This is a genomic window from Flavobacterium sp. HTF (genome assembly GCF_003105115.1).
GTDB lineage: Bacteria > Bacteroidota > Bacteroidia > Flavobacteriales > Flavobacteriaceae > Flavobacterium.
The window spans coordinates 59,820-78,578 of record NZ_QETH01000017.1 but is presented as its reverse complement, the minus strand read 5'-3'; the positions used below and the strand labels follow the sequence as shown (position 1 = coordinate 78,578).

At 35.0% G+C, this 18,759-nt stretch carries 21 protein-coding genes; 18 read left to right on the top strand and 3 right to left on the bottom strand.

Annotated elements, in window-relative coordinates:
* The 3 genes from DCO46_RS07755 to DCO46_RS07745 form a co-directional block, all read left to right on the top strand.
* Positions 1-379: AAA family ATPase (locus DCO46_RS07755; RefSeq protein WP_116751990.1), on the top strand; the 379-nt coding region annotated here is incomplete at its 5' end.
* 3 nt (positions 380-382) lie between these two features.
* Positions 383-1,243 (top strand): hypothetical protein, encoded by an 861-nt coding sequence (locus tag DCO46_RS07750; RefSeq protein ID WP_116751989.1) that lies wholly within the window; start codon positions 383-385, stop codon positions 1,241-1,243.
* Positions 1,244-1,574: 331 nt separating this feature from the next.
* On the top strand, positions 1,575-1,883 hold the full coding sequence (locus tag DCO46_RS07745; RefSeq protein ID WP_116751988.1) for a hypothetical protein: 309 nt from the start codon (positions 1,575-1,577) through the stop codon (positions 1,881-1,883).
* 33 nt (positions 1,884-1,916) lie between these two features.
* On the opposite strand, the gene DCO46_RS07740 is transcribed toward DCO46_RS07745, so the two are convergent.
* Entirely contained in the window at positions 1,917-2,507 is a 591-nt protein-coding gene (locus tag DCO46_RS07740; protein ID WP_116751987.1) for a riboflavin synthase, read from the bottom strand.
* Between the two features lie 57 nt (positions 2,508-2,564).
* Between DCO46_RS07740 and pdxA the strand changes: the two genes are divergently transcribed.
* The 12 genes from pdxA (at position 2,565) to DCO46_RS07680 (ending at position 10,962) form a co-directional block, all read left to right on the top strand.
* Positions 2,565-3,614: a 4-hydroxythreonine-4-phosphate dehydrogenase PdxA gene (gene pdxA / locus DCO46_RS07735; protein ID WP_116751986.1), complete on the top strand. Its 1,050-nt coding sequence runs from the start codon at positions 2,565-2,567 to the stop codon at positions 3,612-3,614.
* Positions 3,615-3,719: 105 nt separating this feature from the next.
* A complete protein-coding gene (locus DCO46_RS07730; RefSeq protein ID WP_116751985.1) occupies positions 3,720-4,262 on the top strand; it encodes a YceD family protein in 543 nt (180 codons plus the stop codon).
* Between the two features lie 9 nt (positions 4,263-4,271).
* On the top strand, positions 4,272-4,466 hold the full coding sequence (rpmF, locus tag DCO46_RS07725) for a 50S ribosomal protein L32 (protein ID WP_031455170.1): 195 nt from the start codon (positions 4,272-4,274) through the stop codon (positions 4,464-4,466).
* Between the two features lie 171 nt (positions 4,467-4,637).
* Positions 4,638-5,636: a beta-ketoacyl-ACP synthase III gene (locus DCO46_RS07720; RefSeq protein ID WP_116751984.1), complete on the top strand. Its 999-nt coding sequence runs from the start codon at positions 4,638-4,640 to the stop codon at positions 5,634-5,636.
* Between the two features lie 22 nt (positions 5,637-5,658).
* The gene (gene accB / locus DCO46_RS07715) at positions 5,659-6,144 is read left to right on the top strand and encodes an acetyl-CoA carboxylase biotin carboxyl carrier protein (protein WP_116751983.1); all 486 of its coding nucleotides are present in this window, start codon (positions 5,659-5,661) and stop codon (positions 6,142-6,144) included.
* An 85-nt stretch (positions 6,145-6,229) separates the two neighbouring features.
* Positions 6,230-7,576, top strand: a complete 1,347-nt coding sequence (gene accC / locus DCO46_RS07710) for an acetyl-CoA carboxylase biotin carboxylase subunit (RefSeq protein ID WP_116751982.1) — start codon at positions 6,230-6,232, stop codon at positions 7,574-7,576.
* Positions 7,577-7,877: 301 nt separating this feature from the next.
* On the top strand, positions 7,878-8,174 hold the full coding sequence (locus DCO46_RS07705) for a hypothetical protein (RefSeq protein ID WP_116751981.1): 297 nt from the start codon (positions 7,878-7,880) through the stop codon (positions 8,172-8,174).
* A 69-nt stretch (positions 8,175-8,243) separates the two neighbouring features.
* Positions 8,244-8,540 carry a hypothetical protein gene (locus DCO46_RS07700; protein ID WP_116751980.1) on the top strand — a complete coding sequence of 99 codons (297 nt, stop codon included), beginning with the start codon at positions 8,244-8,246 and terminating at the stop codon, positions 8,538-8,540.
* Positions 8,541-8,568: 28 nt separating this feature from the next.
* On the top strand, positions 8,569-8,856 hold the full coding sequence (locus DCO46_RS07695; protein ID WP_116751979.1) for a hypothetical protein: 288 nt from the start codon (positions 8,569-8,571) through the stop codon (positions 8,854-8,856).
* A 34-nt stretch (positions 8,857-8,890) separates the two neighbouring features.
* A complete protein-coding gene (locus DCO46_RS07690; protein WP_116751978.1) occupies positions 8,891-9,187 on the top strand; it encodes a PepSY-like domain-containing protein in 297 nt (98 codons plus the stop codon).
* Between the two features lie 6 nt (positions 9,188-9,193).
* Complete coding sequence (locus DCO46_RS07685) at positions 9,194-9,490, top strand: hypothetical protein (protein ID WP_116751977.1); 297 nt, start codon at positions 9,194-9,196, stop codon at positions 9,488-9,490.
* A gap of 128 nt (positions 9,491-9,618) precedes the next feature.
* A complete protein-coding gene (locus tag DCO46_RS07680) occupies positions 9,619-10,962 on the top strand; it encodes a sigma-54-dependent transcriptional regulator (RefSeq protein ID WP_116751976.1) in 1,344 nt (447 codons plus the stop codon).
* Here the strand turns inward: DCO46_RS07680 and DCO46_RS07675 are convergent.
* A complete protein-coding gene (locus DCO46_RS07675; RefSeq protein ID WP_116751975.1) occupies positions 10,959-13,400 on the bottom strand; it encodes an ATP-binding protein in 2,442 nt (813 codons plus the stop codon). The two genes, DCO46_RS07680 and DCO46_RS07675, sit on opposite strands and share 4 nt — an antisense overlap.
* A 194-nt stretch (positions 13,401-13,594) precedes the next feature.
* Positions 13,595-15,496 (bottom strand): alpha/beta hydrolase family protein, encoded by a 1,902-nt coding sequence (locus tag DCO46_RS07670; RefSeq protein ID WP_116751974.1) that lies wholly within the window; start codon positions 15,494-15,496, stop codon positions 13,595-13,597.
* Between the two features lie 347 nt (positions 15,497-15,843).
* Between DCO46_RS07670 and DCO46_RS07665 the strand changes: the two genes are divergently transcribed.
* Genes DCO46_RS07665 through DCO46_RS07655 form a run of 3 tightly spaced genes read left to right on the top strand, consistent with a single transcriptional unit; the run spans position 15,844 to position 18,675 of the window.
* Positions 15,844-16,956 carry an NAD(P)/FAD-dependent oxidoreductase gene (locus tag DCO46_RS07665; RefSeq protein ID WP_116751973.1) on the top strand — a complete coding sequence of 371 codons (1,113 nt, stop codon included), beginning with the start codon at positions 15,844-15,846 and terminating at the stop codon, positions 16,954-16,956.
* Positions 16,956-17,729: a monofunctional biosynthetic peptidoglycan transglycosylase gene (gene mtgA, locus DCO46_RS07660; protein WP_165828875.1), complete on the top strand. Its 774-nt coding sequence runs from the start codon at positions 16,956-16,958 to the stop codon at positions 17,727-17,729. Before DCO46_RS07665 ends, mtgA begins: the two co-directional genes overlap by 1 nt.
* A complete protein-coding gene (locus tag DCO46_RS07655) occupies positions 17,716-18,675 on the top strand; it encodes a lipid A deacylase LpxR family protein (RefSeq protein ID WP_410503663.1) in 960 nt (319 codons plus the stop codon). The genes mtgA and DCO46_RS07655 overlap by 14 nt, the downstream gene beginning before the upstream one ends.
* Positions 18,676-18,759 lie beyond the last annotated feature (84 nt).

Here is an 18,759-nt window from a genome sequence, read left to right as displayed (position 1 = left end):
TAGTTATCTATACGGGATTTTAATAGTTTGTTTAAGTGCTAAGAAGGATGAAACCATAGTAATTGAAAATCCTGAAATTCATTTGCATCCAAAAGCTCAATCTGAGTTATCTTATTTTTTAGCATTTGTTTCTAATTCTGGTGTTCAGTTAATTATCGAAACTCATTCAGATCATATTTTTAATGGAATTAGAAAAGCTGTATTTAAAAATGCTATTTCTAAAGAAAAAGTCAAGATTCATTTTTTTGAATTAGATGAAAATTATATATCAATAAACCACAAAATTGATTTAACAGAAAATGGTAGAGTAATAAATGTTAAAGAAGATTTGTTTGACCAATTTGATAATGATTTGGATGAATTATTAAATCTTGCTTGATATATGGAGATAATTATTAATGAGCTATCACTTCATAATCAATTTTCATCATTTGAGGATTTCAGAATAAATTCATTACTGAAATTTTTAAAGATTCTGCGTGTTAAGCCTAAGAACGTGGAGATTTTTAAGAAGAGTGACATATATTCGAGAGAAGTTTATAATTCTAAAACCTTACATGGCATACTAATTTCTAGAGATGTTGATGGGAAATCGGATGAAATTAAAAAATTGAAATTAGAAATGTCCAAAATTATTAATGACCCATATTGGGATAATGATAAAAAGTGTGATTCAAAATATGTTTATCTTATAGAAGATAATAATGTTAATGAAACATGTTTTGCAGAAGCTTTTGAAAGAGATTGTTCTGTGATTTCCTTTTGTCCATCAATTTATGAAGCTATTAATTATTGGGTTTCTAAGGAAGAAATACAAAAAAACGTATTTAATTTTTTCGATAATTTTCAATTTGCAAAGAATTACTATGAATCAGGACATTTATCATTTTATGAATTTTGTTTAAGTTGTTTTAGTGATACGAAAATTAATTTTTCAAGAGTAATAAAGTCTCAAAGTTTTGACTTGATAAAGGATAAAAATGATGAAAACGAATTTTATAATAGCTTTGATATGTTTTCATCATTAGAATGGGATAGCATTCTTAAACAAGGAGGAAAAGGGAAAAATAAAGCTGGTTTGGCATACCGAAAATTTCATGATCAGGCACATTTTAGTCAATACAAAAAGGAAAGTGATATTTGTAAATTTAGTGCTACAGGTAGATTTAGGGTTTTCGGTTATAGAGAAGGAGAAATATTTTATGTTTTAGCCTTTGATTTAACTCATGAACTAAGCGATTGAGAATGCTAATTCTTGCATTTTTATATTTGCTAAATCCATTTTATGACTTAAATCTATAGTTTTGATTTAAACATAAGTAATTGATGCTCAAACCCATATACGCCCTTAGCAATCCATAGTAATGTAAATTTTCACAGTCAATGCAATTGAACCTCTATATGATTATTCATAAGCGCATGTAAATCCATTGATTGAGATACAGGTGGGACCACAAAAAGCTTCATAAATTTTTATGAAGCTTTTTTTTTGTCCAAAAAACTTGTATTTGAATGAAATTCTTCTACATTTGCGGAAGGAATTCACAAGGTTTTCTCTTTGTGGGAATTATAATATGAGAAGTAATTTTGAAGATTGTAATGAAACGATTTTCAATAAACTGGAATTTATGAAAGTATCTAAGAGCCTGTTATTGGTGTTTTTTTTAATATTAATAAATGTTTCAAGTGTTATAGCTGCGCCAAAACCTCCGGCACCAATGGCTAAATCCAGTAGTTCTACAGCTGATGCTGATGATGACGGACCACCGCCACCCCCTGGAGCACCAATTGACCAGAATCTGATTATTCTGTTTGCAGGCGCATTAATTTTAGGAAGTTATACTATCTATACATACAATTCAAAAAGAAAAGCTTCAGTGTAAACTGAAGCTTTTCTTTTTTTGGATAATTTGTACTTATTTGTTGATAGAATAAAGTCTCGAAATGTATTTTCCTACAACGTCAAATTCTAAATTAATTTTAGTTCCAACTTTAAAATTTTTGAAATTTGTGTTTTCAAAAGTATAAGGGATTATCGAAACGCTAAATTGATTTGTTTTAGAATTTACAACAGTAAGACTCACTCCGTTTACTGTGATGGAGCCTTTCTCTATCGTTATGTTGTTTAGTTTTTCATCATATTCAAAAGTGTAATTCCAGCTTCCGTTTGCTTCCTCTATATTGATACAGCTTCCGGTCTGATCTACGTGGCCCTGCACAATATGTCCGTCAAGACGGTCGCCCAGTTTCATTCCTCTTTCCAGATTGACAACGTCATTTACCTCCCAGTCTCCAATATTGGTTTTTAAAATAGTTTCATCAATGGCGGTTACAGTATAAAAATTGTCTTTTATGGCAACAACCGTCAGGCAGATTCCATTGTGGGATACGCTTTGGTCAATTTTTAATTCGTTTGTGAAAGAAGACTCAACAGTTACATGAAGGTTGTTTTGATCTTTTTCTATTTTGTGAATCCTTCCTAGTGTTTCTATAATTCCTGTGAACATTGTAGTTTTATTTTACTAAATTTGCACATCAAAATTAGTAATAAATAAACTGAGCTCATGAATAAAAAAGCAGAAAATATAATTGTTGGAATTTCAATAGGAGATTTAAACGGTATTGGAAGCGAAGTTATACTAAAAACATTCGAAGATTCTCGTATGTTGGAACTCTGTACACCGGTTATTTTTGCAAATGCAAAAATACTTTCCTTTGTTAAGAAAAGTGTTACTTCAACAGTTCAGTTTCATGGAGTTGATAAATTAGATCAGGTTGTACCGGGAAAGGTTAATGTTTTTAATCTTTGGAGAGAAGGAGTTGATATTAATTTTGGGGCAAACGATGTGAAGATTGGGGAGTATGCCATAAAATCTTTTGTGGCTGCAACAAAAGCATTAAAAGAAGATCAGATTGATGTTTTGGTTACAGCTCCAATTAATAAATACAATATTCAGTCAGAAGAATTTAAATTTCCGGGACATACAGATTATTTGGATCAGGAATTAGAAGGGAATGCGCTGATGATGATGGTGCAGGATAATCTGAGAGTGGGTTTGCTTACCGATCATGTCCCTCTGAATGAAGTTTCCTCACATCTGACAGAAGAATTAATTACCAGAAAAATAGAAACAATAAGAAAATCACTGATTGAAGATTTTAGTATTGTAAAACCAAAAATTGCCGTTTTAGGATTAAATCCACATGCTGGAGATGGAGGTGTAATCGGAAAAGAAGATGATTTGGTTTTAAAACCGGTCCTGAAAAAAATATTTGATAACGGAACGATGGTTTTTGGGCCATTTCCTGCAGATGGTTTTTTCGGCAGCGGTCAGTATGAGAAATATGATGCTGTTGTAGCGACTTATCATGACCAGGGACTTATTCCGTTTAAAACCCTTTCTTTTGGTAAAGGAGTGAACTATACCGCGGGTTTAAATAAGGTGAGAACCTCACCGGATCATGGTACGGCTTATGATATTGCCGGAAAAGATGAGGCAGATTACAATTCGTTTAAAGAGGCAGTTTATCTTGCAATTGATATTTTTCGTTCGCGTAATCAGTATGAGGAGATTAGCCAAAAACCTCTTAAAATAAAAGAAAAACAGTTATAAACAAAAAAAGGTCAATAAGATTATTAGATTTATAATAATTTTATATCTTTGCACCCCAATTCAGATATCTGTTTTCAGATATGAATTGTTCAAATTGATGTTGAAATGAGCAAAACAAAAGAATTTTTAATTCCTTTCGTAGGATTAAAACTAGGAAAACACCATTTTGAGTATCAGATAAATAATGCGTTCTTTGAGAACTTTGAATATGACGAATTTCAAAATTCAGATATCAAAGTAAGTTTGGTTTTAGACAAGAAAAGCACTATGCTGGAGTTGGATTTTAAACACAAAGGAACTGTAAATGTGCCTTGTGATCTGACTGGCGAAGATTTTGATCTTCCCTTAAAAGGTAAAATGAAACTGATTGTTCGTTTTGGAGATGAATTCAACAACGATAATGAAGAGTTGCTGATTTTGCCACATGGAGAGTTCGAGATAGATGTAGCACAATACATTTATGAAATGATTGCACTTTCTGTACCACAAAAACGAGTTCATCCGGGAGTTAAAGACGGAAGTCTGCAGACGGAAGCCTTAACAAAGCTGAATGAATTAAGAGTCAAAGAAGAAAAAGTTGAGAATAAAGAAGAAGAAGATATTGACCCGCGTTGGGAAAAATTAAAGAAACTATTAACGGATAAATAATATAGTAAAATGGCACATCCTAAGAGAAAAATCTCGAAAACAAGAAGAGATAAGAGAAGAACACATTATAAAGCTACTGTAGCTCAAATCGCTACATGTCCAATTACTGGAGAAGCACATTTATACCACAGAGCTTACTGGCATGAAGGTAAAATGTATTACAGAGGACAAGTTGTTATCGATAAATCTGAAGCGGTTGCTTAATACGTTTTTGTAAAAAATATTGGAACTCTCACCTTGTGAGAGTTTTTTTTGTTGGTTATACTTTTCGTTTTTTAAGAAAATAGATACAAATTTGTTTTGTTTTTTTTTGTAATTTTCAAGTCTTTTAAAAATTTTTCAAATAGAGGTATTTGAAAGGAAATATAGAATATAATGAATACAATCACAGCCGCAATTACCGCTGTTGGAGCTTATGTGCCTGACTTTGTACTTTCGAACAAGGTATTGGAAACAATGGTTGATACCAATGACGAATGGATTACCACTCGTACCGGAATAAAAGAAAGAAGAATTCTTAAAGATGCTGATAAAGGAACATCGTTTCTTGCTATAAAAGCAGCACAAGATTTAATAGCGAAAGCTAACATTGATCCTTTAGAGATTGATATGATTATAATGGCAACAGCTACAGCAGATATGCCGGTAGCCTCTACAGGAGTTTATGTTGCAACAGAAATTGGGGCTACAAATGCATTTGCATACGATTTGCAGGCTGCATGTTCAAGTTTCTTATATGGTATGTCTACTGCAGCAGCCTATGTGCAGTCAGGAAGATATAAAAAAGTATTGTTAATTGGTGCTGATAAAATGTCATCAATTGTAGATTATACAGACCGTGCAACCTGTATTATTTTTGGAGATGGAGCAGGAGCTGTTTTATTTGAGCCAAATTACGAAGGTTTAGGTTTGCAAGATGAATATTTACGTAGCGATGGTGTAGGACGCGACTTTCTTAAAATTCCTGCCGGTGGTTCTCTGATACCAACTACAGAAGAGACCGTAAAAAACAGACAACATAATATTATTCAGGACGGGAAAACCGTTTTCAAATATGCAGTAACCAATATGGCAGATGCCAGTGAATTGATTCTGAAAAGAAACAATCTGACTAACGAAGATGTTAGCTGGTTAGTGCCGCATCAGGCAAACAAACGTATTATTGATGCAACTGCAGGAAGAATGGAACTTGAAGATTCTAAAGTATTAATGAATATTGAAAAATATGGTAATACAACTTCTGCAACTTTGCCATTAGTCCTAAGCGACTTTGAACACTTATTCAAAAAAGGAGATAACATTATTTTTGCCGCTTTTGGTGGTGGATTCACTTGGGGATCTATTTACCTGAAATGGGCTTACGATAAAAAATAAATTAAACTAAAAACGAATCATTATGGATTTAAAAGAAATTCAAAACCTAATCAAATTTGTTGCAAATTCGGGAGTTGCAGAAGTTAAGTTAGAAATGGATGATGTAAAAATCACGATCAGAACAACTTTGGAAACAAATGTAACAGAAGCAACTTATGTACAGCAATTGCCTGCCCAGCAAGCATTGCCTCAGGCAACAGCTCCGCAAGTTACGGCTCCGACAGTTGTAAATGTAACTCCAGAAGCACCAGCTGCTAACGATTCTAAATACATTACTATAAAATCGCCAATTATTGGAACTTTTTATAGAAAACCGTCTCCGGACAAACCAGTTTTCACTGAAGTAGGAAGCACTATTGCTAAAGGTGATGTTCTTTGTGTAATTGAAGCAATGAAATTATTCAACGAAATCGAATCAGAAGTTTCAGGTAAAATCGTAAAAATTCTTGTAGATGATATGTCTCCGGTAGAATTTGACCAACCTTTATTCTTAGTTGATCCATCATAATTTTTAAAAATTCCAATAGAGAAATTACAAAATCCAATGAGTTGGAATTTGGAGATTGGAATTTGTAATTTTTAATTTAAATAAGATGTTTAAAAAAATATTAATTGCGAATAGAGGGGAAATTGCACTTCGTGTAATTCGTACATGTAAAGAGATGGGAATCAAAACTGTAGCAGTTTACTCTACAGCCGATGCAGAAAGTCTACATGTTAAGTTTGCTGACGAAGCGGTTTGTATTGGTCCTCCTCCAAGTAACTTATCGTATTTGAAAATGTCAAATATTATTGCTGCTGCAGAAATTACAAATGCAGATGCAATTCACCCAGGATACGGTTTTCTTTCTGAGAATGCTAAATTCTCTAAAATTTGTCAGGAACACGGAATCAAATTTATTGGTGCCGCTCCTGAAATGATCGACAGAATGGGAGACAAAGCTTCTGCAAAAGCTACAATGAAAGCGGCAGGAGTACCATGTGTACCAGGTTCAGACGGATTGTTAGATTCTTTTGAGCATGCACAAAAAACAGCTAAAGAAATTGGCTACCCGGTAATGATGAAAGCTACTGCCGGAGGTGGAGGAAAAGGAATGCGTGCCATCTGGAAAGAAGATGAGCTTTTAAAAGCATGGGAAAGTGCACGTCAGGAAGCTGCTGCTGCGTTTGGAAATGATGGTATGTACATGGAGAAACTTATTGAAGAACCACGCCATATCGAAATCCAGGTGGTTGGAGATTCTTACGGTAAAGCATGTCACCTTTCTGAAAGAGACTGCTCTGTACAACGCCGCCACCAAAAACTTACTGAAGAAACACCTTCACCATTCATGACTGACGAATTGCGTGCTAAAATGGGTGAGGCTGCTGTAAAAGCTGCTGAATTCATTAAATACGAAGGAGCAGGAACAGTAGAATTTCTGGTTGATAAACACAGAAATTTCTATTTCATGGAAATGAATACACGTATTCAGGTAGAGCATCCAATCACAGAACAGGTTATTGATTATGATTTGATTCGTGAGCAGATTATGGTTGCAGCAGGAATTCCAATTTCTGGAAAAAACTACTTACCGGAATTACACGCTATAGAATGTCGTATTAATGCTGAAGATCCTTATAATGATTTTCGTCCTTCACCGGGAAAAATTACTACGCTTCATATGCCAGGAGGACACGGAGTACGTTTAGATACTCACGTTTATTCTGGTTACAGTATTCCGCCAAATTACGATTCGATGATTGCTAAGTTAATTACAACTGCACAGTCTCGTGAAGAAGCGATCAGCAAAATGCGAAGAGCTTTGGATGAATTCGTAATCGAAGGTGTGAAAACGACTATACCTTTCCACAGACAATTAATGGATGATCCGAAATATATTGCAGGAGATTATACAACTGCATTTATGGATACTTTTAAAATGAATCCAATAGAATAATTTAAAAGGCTGTCATTGACAGCCTTTTTTAGTTTATATATTTATCGGAACCGGCAGAGATTAAAAATCTGCCGGTTTTTTTATGGCTTTTCGGGTAAGTAAACACATTTAGTGTATACTTTTTACACACTTTTTGCAATGATTACACACTTTTTATAATATCCCAATTTTGGCACGATGTATTTAAACTCTTTGTTTATAGGGGTTTATAAGGTTTTGATGGTTGGTTTTGAGTTACGGCATAATAATTTCATTATCTAAAGCGTAAACAAAACTATTATATAACTTAAATATACACATTATGAAAAATTTATTTTTATCAGCCGCAATCCTTTTGGGAGGTTTAACATCATTTGCTTCAACTTCACCAATTACTAATACAATAGTAAAAACAGTTTCAATTCAGGATGAATATACTGAAATCAAATTAGAAGAAGTACCGGCAGCAATTACAGACGCTTTGAAAAAAGCATATCCGGATGCAGTACTTTCTAAAGCATACAAAAATGCAAAATCAGAATACAAACTAGATGTTGCAGTAGGAGATAAAGTAGGAAACCTTTATGCTAACGCAGACGGAACCTGGATCAAAAAATAATCAGCGTTCCCGTGAAAATTCAGATCAAGAATACTAAAATTAAATTAACGATATTAAAATATAACTACCATGAAAAATTTATTTTTATCAGCCGCAATCGTTTTGGGAGGTTTAACATCATTTGCCTCAACTTCACCAATAACAAATACAATCGTAAAAACAGTCTCAGTTCAAGATGAATATACTGAGGTAAAATTAGAAGAAGTTCCTGTAGCAGTTACAGATGCTCTTAAAAAAGCATACCCTGATGCAGTTCTTTCTAAAGCATATAAAAATGCAAACTCACAATACAAACTAGACGTTACAGTTGGAGATAAAACAGGAAATCTTTTTGCAAATGCAGACGGAACCTGGATCAAAAAATAACCACAAGTAACCGTAAAAATTATACATTATGAAAAAATTAATCTTATCAGCTGCAATTGTTCTGGGAACACTTTCAGCGCAGGCAGGAACCGTTTTAGTAAAAAATCCAATGGTTCAGACAGTAACGCAGGATGAATATAAAGAAGTTGATGCCGTTCCGGCAGCAATCAAAACAGCATTAGATAATGCTTATCCTGGAGTAAAACTGGAAAAAGCTTATGTAAACGATAAAAAGGAATATAAAATTGACATTGTTGTAAGAGATGTAAAATCAACTATCTACACTGATGCTCAAGGAAATATCCTTAAAAAATAAACAAACTATCAGATAACCCAAACAAACAATCATTATGAGAAAGTTACTATTATCCACAGCAATCGTTTTAGGAAGTTTAACTGTTAACGCAGCCTCTCCTTTAATACAAAATTCAATGAATCAATCAGTAATTATTCAGGATGAGTTTACTGAGGTTAGCGCAGATGCTGTTCCGGCAGCAGTTAAGTCAACGATAGAAAAATCTTTTCCGGGAACAAAGCTTGAAAAAGCCTATGTAAACGAAAAGAAAGAATATAAACTTGAAATCTCAAAAGGAGAAACGAAGTACACTATATTCACAGATGCTTCAGGAAATATCATTAAAAAATAATTTATTATGAAAAAGATAGTTCTTTCAGCAGCAATCGTTTTAGCAAGTTTATCTATTTATGCTACCACAATTACATCTTCAGTAGAAGCAAATATTGAAGCAGGCGTTCAGGCAGAATATACTGAAATCAGTGCAGATACTGTACCGGCAGCAGTAAAAAAAGCTTTGGAAACTGCTTATCCGGGAGCAAAATTAGTGAAAGCTTATGTGAACGATAAAAAGGAATATAAATTAGATATATCAGTTGGTGACCAAAAGGCTACTGTTTACTCAGATGTCAATGGCAATTGGTTGAAAATATAATTAGGTGAATTAGATTTATGTTTTTGGTGAAAAAGAGATTGTTATAAAACAATCTCTTTTTTTTTGCAAAATTTTATGAGAATACAAGTTTAATAGTATTATTTTAGCAAAAAAGTCACTAAAAACAAATGCCAAAGATTTTATTAATAGAAGATGATATTTCATTCTGCAAATTATTAGAGAAGTTCCTAGTAAAAAAAGCATATGAAGTTACTATTTCCTTTTCTGCTGCAGAAGCAAGAATAGCTGTCAAAAACGAATCGTTTGATTTGATTTTGACCGATCTTCGTTTACCTGATTCTGACGGTATTGGTCTTATGGCTGAATTTAAGAATTCTCACCCCGAAATACCTGTAATTTTAATGACAGGATACTCGGATGTGAATACAGCAGTAAAAGCGATTAAAAACGGTGCTGCAGATTATATTTCCAAACCATTTAATCCTGATGAGGTATTACTGGTTATCACAAATGCTTTACAAACTCCGCAAAGCGAATCTCCCGCCAAAGAAACCAAACCCGTAAAAAAACAAGCTGCTGCCACAGAAAATGAATTTGTAAAAGGAATTTCTGTAGCTTCAAAAAAATTGCTGGATCACATTCAACTGGTAAGCCCGACTGATATGTCAGTTTTGATAATTGGGGAAAGCGGAACCGGAAAAGAAATTATTGCAAAAAGTATCCATCAGCAAAGCAACAGAAAAAACAATAATTTCATAGCCGTTGACTGTGGAGCCATTCCAAAGGAATTGGCGGCAAGTGAATTCTTCGGACATTTGAAAGGATCATTTACCGGAGCTATTAGCGACAAAATGGGCTATTTTGAGGCCGCTAACGGAGGAACTCTTTTTTTAGATGAAATAGGGAATCTTTCATACGAAAATCAAATACAGCTTCTAAGAGCGCTTCAGGAGCGAAAAATAAAACCGGTCGGAAGCAACAAAGAAATAAATGTTGATATAAGAATCATTACCGCTACAAATGAAGATTTGCGTGAAGCAGTAAAAAATGGCGATTTCCGTGAAGATTTATATCACAGGATTAATGAATTTTCGATTCAGTCTCCTTCATTGACAGACAGAGGAGAAGATTTAATGGTTTTTGCCGATTATTTCCTGGAGAAAGCCAATCAGCAGTTAAATAAAGAAATTATCGGATTTTCTCCGGATGTGGTCAAAATTTTCCAGAATTATAGCTGGCCGGGAAATTTACGTGAATTACAAAACTGCGTAAAACGTGCCACATTATTGACACGTGGAGATTATATCGAAAGCGATGTGCTGCCGGCTGAATTTTTTCAAATCCAAAAACAGCAGAATTCCACCAATACTTTTTCGTTATCAGAAAACGAAAAAGAAACCATTATCCATGCCTTATCAAAAGCACAGAATAATAAATCTGAAGCGGCAAAGTTGCTGAAGATTACCAGAAAAACGCTTTACAATAAACTGAAGCAGTATAATATCGATTAGACGGCTTCTTGTTTTAAAGAGTCAAAAAGAATTTCGGTTTTGGTTTTTAAACCTTCAAAAACGTTTTCCAGATCTTCATCGTTAAATTCATTTTTTTCCAGAGCTTTCAGGGTGTTTGCAATATCATTAGACTGAATCTGCTTAAACATCGGGGCAATTCTGTGGGTAATTGTACTTATTTCATCCTGGTTTTTTTCTGCAATTGCTTTGCTAAGATAGACCAGATTTTCCCCTGTACTTTCAATAAATGAATTTATAACATCCCTTAAGGCATCATCATCGTTGCCCAAAAACTCTTTTAAGGTTTCCAGCGAATATAATTGTGTTGGTGTAATTTCTTCTGTTGGTTTGATTTCAGTATCTGAAATTTTCCCATTTTCCAAAATATGATGAATCGTTTCCAGTAACACTTTAGGCGAATAAGGTTTTTTGATAACCGTTGTAAAACCAGCCTGTGTATAAACCGAAAAGTCCAGATCAGTCCTTCCGGTAAGTGCAATTACGGGCTGATTCCTGAATGTAGTGTTATTCGAGTTTTTTAATTTCTCAATAAACATAAAACCATCCATTTCAGGCATCTGAATATCGGTGATAATAAAATCGAAATTAGTAGCAGAAATGGCTTCTAAAGCTTTTGCAGCTCTGTCAAAAGACAAAACAGTATGCTTTTCCTGCCTTAAAACGCCACTCGTCAGATTCAGCAGATTAATATCGTCATCAATCACAACAAAAGTCTGTTTTTTGATATTGACACTGGCCGGTTGTCTGATAACTTCGGCAACCTTATTTTCACTATTGTCAAATAATAAGGGAAGCATGATTTTAAAAGTACTTCCTTCTCCAAATTCACTTTTAAGGTTTAGGCTTCCTCCCAGGATAGAAATTATTTTTTTGCATATCGAAAGCCCTAAACCGGTTCCGCCATATTTCTTTTCAATATTTTCATTGGCCTGTGCAAATTCTTCAAAAACCAGTTCCTGATTTCCTTTTTCAATTCCAATTCCGGTATCTTCAATGGTAATGGTATAGAAATCGTCTTCTGTAACATAGGTGCTGATTTTTATAAAACCCTGTTCTGTAAATTTATAGGCGTTTCCAACAATATTGGTCAGGATTTGTTTCAGACGAAACGGGTCTCCAACTATTTTCGTATTTAGCTTTTCATCAATATTGATAATAAGATCAATTGGTTTGTCTTTATAGACCGTCTGAATATTTTTGGCGGCATCTTCGATTACCTCTGGCAATGAGAAAGGAACTTTTTCTATACTGATTTTTCCGGCTTCGATTTGAGAAAAATCCAGTAAATCCTGTACCAGCTGTGAAATATAATTAGACGAGTTTTTAATATTTTTTATAAAATAGGACTGCTTCGTGTTCACATCAGAATTGCCAAGAAGTTCGGTATAGCCCACAATGGTACTCAATGGCGTTTTGAGGTCGTGGCTTACCGTAGAGATAAGCTGTTCACGGCTTTTAAGCAGGTTTTTGGTTTTGAAGTTTGCGATCTCAAGCTGCTTTTTATAGACCTGCGATTTCGAATAATCACTCACAATCAAAATAGAGAAAAACACCGTAAGAAATAAACCGATGATCGCAGAAACCGTAACAATCTCATTGACCTTTTTAAGTGATTTTTCCTTAAGTGAATTATTTTTTATGGAATTGATTATGATCTCGCGTTCAATAATTCGAAGTACTTTTCGAAGCTGTTCAGAAATGGCAATTTCATTTTTAAGTAATTTGTTTTCTTCAAAATTCAGTGATTCCTTCTTTTTTTCCGCTTTTAGTTTTACGTTGCTCAGTAATTTTTTTGAATTGGCCAATATAGAATCAGAAGCCTGTTTGCTCAAAGTATTTGTGCTGTCATCCGGAATATTCTGATTAAGATAATCGACATATTTCTGAAGCACATTTTTTTGGTAACTGCCTAATTCATTCGGATTTTTAGTAAAATCCTGAAGTTCGAGTTTACGGAGTTTAAACTCCATTTTGGTGATTTCGTCAATAGCAGTATTAACAGAAACTTCATCCTCAGCTTTATTTTTAATGGTTTTTAACTGTTTGATATTATCTGTTTTTTCAGATAGTAAATACGTTACGCTGTCTAATAATGTTTTCTGATATTCTGTAGTAACAATTTGTTTTAAGGTATCAATTCTTGATTTTAAGGAATCCGTTTCAATAAGATAGCTTTTAAAATCACTTTCGGAGTTTGTCTGAATTGTTTTTCGGGCGAGGCTTTCTGTTTTATAAACGTTAGAAAAAAGCTTGCTGACCCTTAGGATTTTTGTTTTTTCAAGTGCAATTTTATCTTCCAGTTTATTGTAAACAACATTTTCGGAGTATAAAAACCATCCCACAGTAATGACAAGGCCCAGTAAGACAATGTAACTGAAGAGAACTTTTATCGGCATGTAACTTTTTTTACTTTCCATAAAATATATAATTTGGAAGTTTTTTAGGCGTGAATATGCCGCAATTTATTTAAAATTTTCTGATTTGGGTTAATAATCCAACGCCAATATCTTATATAATTTTACGCAAAAGTTACAAAAAAACCACAGATTTTTCAGAGGAATAAGATTAATCTGAGAAATCTGTGGTTATTTATTTTAAAGCTGTTTTTAAACTATAGTGTTTCGCTTAGCCATTTAAAAAATTCACCTTGCCAAACCTGTGCATTCTGAGGTTTCAGCACCCAGTGATTTTCTTCCGGGAAATATAAGAAACGACTTTTAATCCCTCTTAGCTGAGCCGCCTGGAAAGCTTCCTGTCCCTGTCCGATTGGCACACGGAAATCTTTTCCTCCCTGAATAATCAAGATCGGTTTATTCCAGTTCTGCACTAAACTTGCAGGGTTAAAAGTGGTGTAGGTTTTTTGGGCAACAGCATTGTCTTTTTCCCAATAAGCACCCCCAAAATCCCAGTTGTTAAAGAAAACCTCTTCGGTAGTACCAAACATACTTTGTGTATTAAAAACCCCATCATGTGCAATAAATGTTTTGAAACGGTTTTTGTGAATTCCGGCTAAATAAAACACAGAATACCCTCCGTAGCTGGCACCAACACAACCCAAACGGCTTTTGTCAACATAACTTTCTTTTGCCACATCATCAATGGCCGAAAGATAATCATCCATAACCTGACCGCCCCAGTCTTTACTGATTTGTTCATTCCATTCAACACCATGACCCGGCATTCCGCGACGGTTAGGAGCAACCACAACATAACCTTTGGCAGCCATTAAAGAGAAATTCCAACGGTAAGAATACGATTGTGTCAATGCAGATTGCGGTCCGCCCTGGCAGTATAAAAGCGTTGGATATTTTTTTGAAGCATCAAAATTTGGAGGAAGGATTACCCAAACCAGCATTTTTTTGCCATCTGTCGTTGTTACATAACGTTTCTCGGTTTTGCTTAGCGTAAGCGTTTTGTATGTTTCCGTGTTAACATTGGACAATTGTTTCCAGGTATTTTTCTTCAGGTTAAAAGAGAAAATTTCTGCAGCATGGTTCATATCAGTTCTCGTAACAATAATGTCATCACCCGAAAAACCAACAAGGTCATTCACATCAAAATCACCTTTTGTCAATTGACGAACCTGAATTGCGATTTTGGTCAACCCGGGAAAATTAACTTCAAAAAGTTGTTTCGTACCATCAACCGGAGCTGCAAAATATACTTTTTTGCCATCTTTGCTCCAGATAAAATGATCAACAGTCCCGTCCCAGTTTGAAGTCAGGTTTATTTTTAAACCTTTAAAATCAACAATAATATCATTTTTATCCGCTTCATAACCATCACGTTTCATTTGAAGCCAGCTAAGGTTTCCTGTTGGTGAAAATTGGGGAGCCGTATCATAACCCAAATTATCTTCGGTTCTGTTTACCGTTTTCTGAGTTTCTAAATTGTACTCATAAATGTTGGTATTAGTTGAAATGGCATAAGCAGTTCCGGCTTTTTTCTTGCACACATACAAAATACTTTTTCCGTCAGGCGACCAGATATAATCTTCGTCACCGCCAAAAGGTTTTTGCGGGCTGTCAAAAGTTTCTCCTTTTAAGATGTCAGTTCCGACAGCATCCTTTTTGTTTTCTTTATAAAAAACATGGTTGAATTTTCCTTCATTCCACGTGTCCCAGTGACGATAATCTAAACCGTCATAAATCTGGGCATCAGATTTATCCAAAGACGGATAAAAATCTTTTCCTAAAACCTTATCAATTTTTACTTCTTCGTTGTAAACCAAAAACTTTCCGTCAGGCGAAATATTTTTGTCTGTTAACACTTCTTTAGTGTCTTTAATTTCAGTTGCATTTCCGCCCGTTACAGGCAAAATGTAAAATTTAGAACTTGATTTGTTTTCTTCTACAGAAGGAGTTGTAACCTTAAAAACAATGTTTTTTTCATCTTTTGAAAGTCCGAGCGGAGTTACTCTTCCTAATTTCCATAACAATTCCGGTGACATTACATTCTGTCCGATAGCGCTTAAACTCATCATCATTAAGGTTGTAAATAATACTTTTTTCATATTGATATTCTATTTTTTTGTGGCGCTAAAAGTACGAATTTTAAATTCCAATCCCGAAGCTTCGGGATAAATTCCAAATCCCAATTATTGTTAAATTCCCAATTATGAAATTCCAATCCCGAAGCCTTGGGAGAAATTCCAAATTTCTTTAAGATTTATAATTATGGTTGTCACCTGAGAAGTCGAAGGTTACGCATTAACGAGATTTCGACTTCGCTCAGCATGAAATAGTGAATGAAAGTAATTGATGAAGTTGTGAAAAAAACAGGTTAAAAGCATTTTTTTTGGAATTTGGAATTTAAAAATTTGTAATTTAACCCAAGATTGGAATTTATATAAATACGCAAATGGAATTAAGTTACTGGGAACTTAAAAATTGGTTTACAAATGTCGATTACACAATCGTCGGAAGCGGTATTGTAGGTCTGCATGCAGGATTGCGCCTGCGCGAAAGATTTCCGGCTGCAAAAATTCTGGTTTTAGAAAGAGGAATGCTGCCACAGGGAGCCAGTACAAAAAATGCCGGTTTTGCCTGCTTTGGAAGCCTTTCTGAAATCATCGAGGATTTAAAAACACATTCTGAGGAAGATGTCATAAAGCTAATTGAAAAACGCTGGCAGGGTTTGCAGTTGCTGCGAAAAAGATTAGGAGATACCGCGATTGATTTTAAGCCTCACGGCGGATACGAAGTTTTTCTGAAAGATGATGAAAGAGGTTTTAATGATTGTATAAATAAATTGCCTTTTATAAACGAAATCCTGAAACCACTTTTTAAAGCGGACGTTTTCAGCAAAGAAGTTGACCGGTTTGGTTTTGAAAATATTCAGGAATATCTGATTTTTAATCCTTTTGAAGCTCAGATAGATACAGGAAATATGATGCAGGAATTGCTAAAACAGGCAGTTGCAGCCGATATCCTGATTTTAAATCAGCAAACGGTGACTTCTTATCTGGACAAAGGAAATGAAGTAGAAGTGGTTTTGAACGATTTTAGTTTTACCTCAAAAAAAATACTTTTTGCCACAAACGGATTTGCAAATGCGCTGACAAAAGGCGCAGTTCAGCCGGCCAGGGCGCAGGTTTTAATTACAGAACCCATTCCGGATTTAGATATAAAAGGAACTTTTCACCTTGATCGCGGGTATTATTATTTTAGAAATATCGGCGACAGGATTTTACTTGGCGGCGGCCGGAATCTGGATTTTGAAACAGAAACCACAACCGAATTCGGACAAACGAAAATTGTCCAAAATAAATTGGAAGATTTGCTGAAAAATGTAATTTTACCAAATCAGGAATTTCAGATCGCTCACCGCTGGAGCGGTATCATGGGAGTAGGGAACAGCAAAAATCCCGTTGTACAGCAACTCTCTGAAAACGTGTTTTGTGGAGTGCGTCTGGGCGGCATGGGTGTCGCAATCGGAAGTTTAATAGGAACAGAATTAGCAGATTTAATATAATGGCAGTAAAAAAACCAGCACCAAAAAAAACAACAGCAAGTAAACCTAAGCCAAAATCTTCTTCAAAGAAGTCAAACAGGTCTTTTGGAGAAAAAGTAAAATGGTTTTTTATAAAATTATTTTTATGGTTTTTCGGACTTTCAATCGGATCTGTTATTTTGTTTAAATACATACCGGTTCCGTTTACTCCGCTAATGTTAATTCGTGCCATCGAAAACAAATTAGACGGAAAAGCAGTCTATTTTGATCACGACTGGGAACCTATTGAAAAGATTTCAATGAATTTGCAAAAAGCCGTTATTGCAAGCGAAGACGGAACATTTTTGAGCCACAATGGTTTTGATTTCAAAGCACTTCAAAAAGCATATAAAAGCAACGAACGCGGCCGAAGGATTCGTGGCGGTAGCACCATTTCGCAGCAAACAGCCAAAAATGTTTTTTTATGGCAGGGAAAAAGCTATTTCCGTAAAGGATTAGAAGCTTATTTTACGGTTTTGATTGAAGTGATCTGGGGCAAAGAGCGTATCATGGAAGTTTACCTGAACAGTATCGAAATGGGTGACGGTGTTTACGGGGCATACGCAGCAACCGAACATTGGTACCGTCGTGACGCTTCGAGCCTGACCCCAATGCAGGCAGCCGGAATCGCCGCCATATTGCCAAATCCGAGAAAATTTAAAGCAACAGGATCTTCAAGTTATATTAACAGACGTAAGGAAAGAATCGTTCGCGAAATGCGCGCTGTCGGAAAAATAAATTATGATGGGAAATAAAAAAGCCGTTCTTGTGCTGTTAATATTGACATCGACATTTATTTTTGGACAAGGAAAAACTACCGAAATAGGGTTTATAACCGATAACGATTTATACACTTCGTCTAAAAACGATATGTATTATACCAATGGACTGGAAATTTTTTATCGGTTTTTATCCAAAAACGAGAACCCCAAAATCAAGAAAAAAATCACGGAATTCCGTATAGGACAATATATTTATAATCCGCGTTTTATAAATAAGGAAGCTGTTGACTTAAACGACCGCCCTTTTACAGCCTATCTTTTTGCCGAAGGCGGAAGAAGTTTTTTTTACCAAAGTGAATCTGTTCTCAAAACCGATTTTCAATTGGGGTATATGGGACCCAATGCTTTGGGTGAGGAAACACAGGTCGGATTTCATAAAATTATTGGATATAAAAAAGTATACGGCTGGGAAAACCAGTTGCATAACGCTTTAGCAGTTCAGGCGCATGTGATGTATTCGAAGAAATTGTTTCCGTCAAAACATAATGATTTTGTAGATCTTCATTTTCAGTCAGAAGCTAATCTGGGTACTATTTTCACAGGCGTTTCAACCGGTTTTTTAACCCGGATCGGATTTAAGAAACTGCTTCCCGTTTACGATTCCAATCTTCATGATGCTTCTGTAAGTGCAGACGCGCAGCCAAACATCAGCGAATTTTATTTCTACGCCATGCCAAGTGTCAATTACCAGTTTTATGATGCCACGATAGAAGGCAGTATGTTTAACGATACAAGTCCGATTACGTATGATTTGGTACCGCTTCGTTTTAATGCAGAGTTTGGATTGAAATACAGACACAATAATTTCAACATGTCATATTCTTTTATCTACCGTGGCAGGGAATTAGAAGGCGATGTTAATGATACAAACAGAGGATATTTCTTTGGGTCGATTCGATTGGGGTTTTTGTTGAAGTAATCTGATTTACCGAAAGGCGCTAAGGCCCAAAGTTTATCCGCAATCTTGTCATCCTGAGGAACGAAGGATCACACTAGCAATTCT

Excerpts from the sequence above, each read along its gene's own strand:
- DCO46_RS07750 (WP_116751989.1), top strand. The coding sequence starts at position 383 with ATGGAGATAATTATTAATGAGCTATCACTTCATAATCAATTTTCATCA.
- DCO46_RS07745 (WP_116751988.1), top strand. The coding sequence starts at position 1,575 with ATGAGAAGTAATTTTGAAGATTGTAATGAAACGATTTTCAATAAACTG.
- DCO46_RS07740 (WP_116751987.1), bottom strand. The coding sequence starts at position 2,507 with ATGTTCACAGGAATTATAGAAACACTAGGAAGGATTCACAAAATAGAA.
- pdxA (WP_116751986.1), top strand. The coding sequence starts at position 2,565 with ATGAATAAAAAAGCAGAAAATATAATTGTTGGAATTTCAATAGGAGAT.
- DCO46_RS07730 (WP_116751985.1), top strand. The coding sequence starts at position 3,720 with ATGAGCAAAACAAAAGAATTTTTAATTCCTTTCGTAGGATTAAAACTA.
- rpmF (WP_031455170.1), top strand. The coding sequence starts at position 4,272 with ATGGCACATCCTAAGAGAAAAATCTCGAAAACAAGAAGAGATAAGAGA.
- DCO46_RS07720 (WP_116751984.1), top strand. The coding sequence starts at position 4,638 with ATGAATACAATCACAGCCGCAATTACCGCTGTTGGAGCTTATGTGCCT.
- accB (WP_116751983.1), top strand. The coding sequence starts at position 5,659 with ATGGATTTAAAAGAAATTCAAAACCTAATCAAATTTGTTGCAAATTCG.
- accC (WP_116751982.1), top strand. The coding sequence starts at position 6,230 with ATGTTTAAAAAAATATTAATTGCGAATAGAGGGGAAATTGCACTTCGT.
- DCO46_RS07705 (WP_116751981.1), top strand. The coding sequence starts at position 7,878 with ATGAAAAATTTATTTTTATCAGCCGCAATCCTTTTGGGAGGTTTAACA.
- DCO46_RS07700 (WP_116751980.1), top strand. The coding sequence starts at position 8,244 with ATGAAAAATTTATTTTTATCAGCCGCAATCGTTTTGGGAGGTTTAACA.
- DCO46_RS07695 (WP_116751979.1), top strand. The coding sequence starts at position 8,569 with ATGAAAAAATTAATCTTATCAGCTGCAATTGTTCTGGGAACACTTTCA.
- DCO46_RS07690 (WP_116751978.1), top strand. The coding sequence starts at position 8,891 with ATGAGAAAGTTACTATTATCCACAGCAATCGTTTTAGGAAGTTTAACT.
- DCO46_RS07685 (WP_116751977.1), top strand. The coding sequence starts at position 9,194 with ATGAAAAAGATAGTTCTTTCAGCAGCAATCGTTTTAGCAAGTTTATCT.
- DCO46_RS07680 (WP_116751976.1), top strand. The coding sequence starts at position 9,619 with ATGCCAAAGATTTTATTAATAGAAGATGATATTTCATTCTGCAAATTA.
- DCO46_RS07675 (WP_116751975.1), bottom strand. The coding sequence starts at position 13,400 with ATGGAAAGTAAAAAAAGTTACATGCCGATAAAAGTTCTCTTCAGTTAC.
- DCO46_RS07670 (WP_116751974.1), bottom strand. The coding sequence starts at position 15,496 with ATGAAAAAAGTATTATTTACAACCTTAATGATGATGAGTTTAAGCGCT.
- DCO46_RS07665 (WP_116751973.1), top strand. The coding sequence starts at position 15,844 with ATGGAATTAAGTTACTGGGAACTTAAAAATTGGTTTACAAATGTCGAT.
- mtgA (WP_165828875.1), top strand. The coding sequence starts at position 16,956 with ATGGCAGTAAAAAAACCAGCACCAAAAAAAACAACAGCAAGTAAACCT.
- DCO46_RS07655 (WP_410503663.1), top strand. The coding sequence starts at position 17,716 with ATGATGGGAAATAAAAAAGCCGTTCTTGTGCTGTTAATATTGACATCG.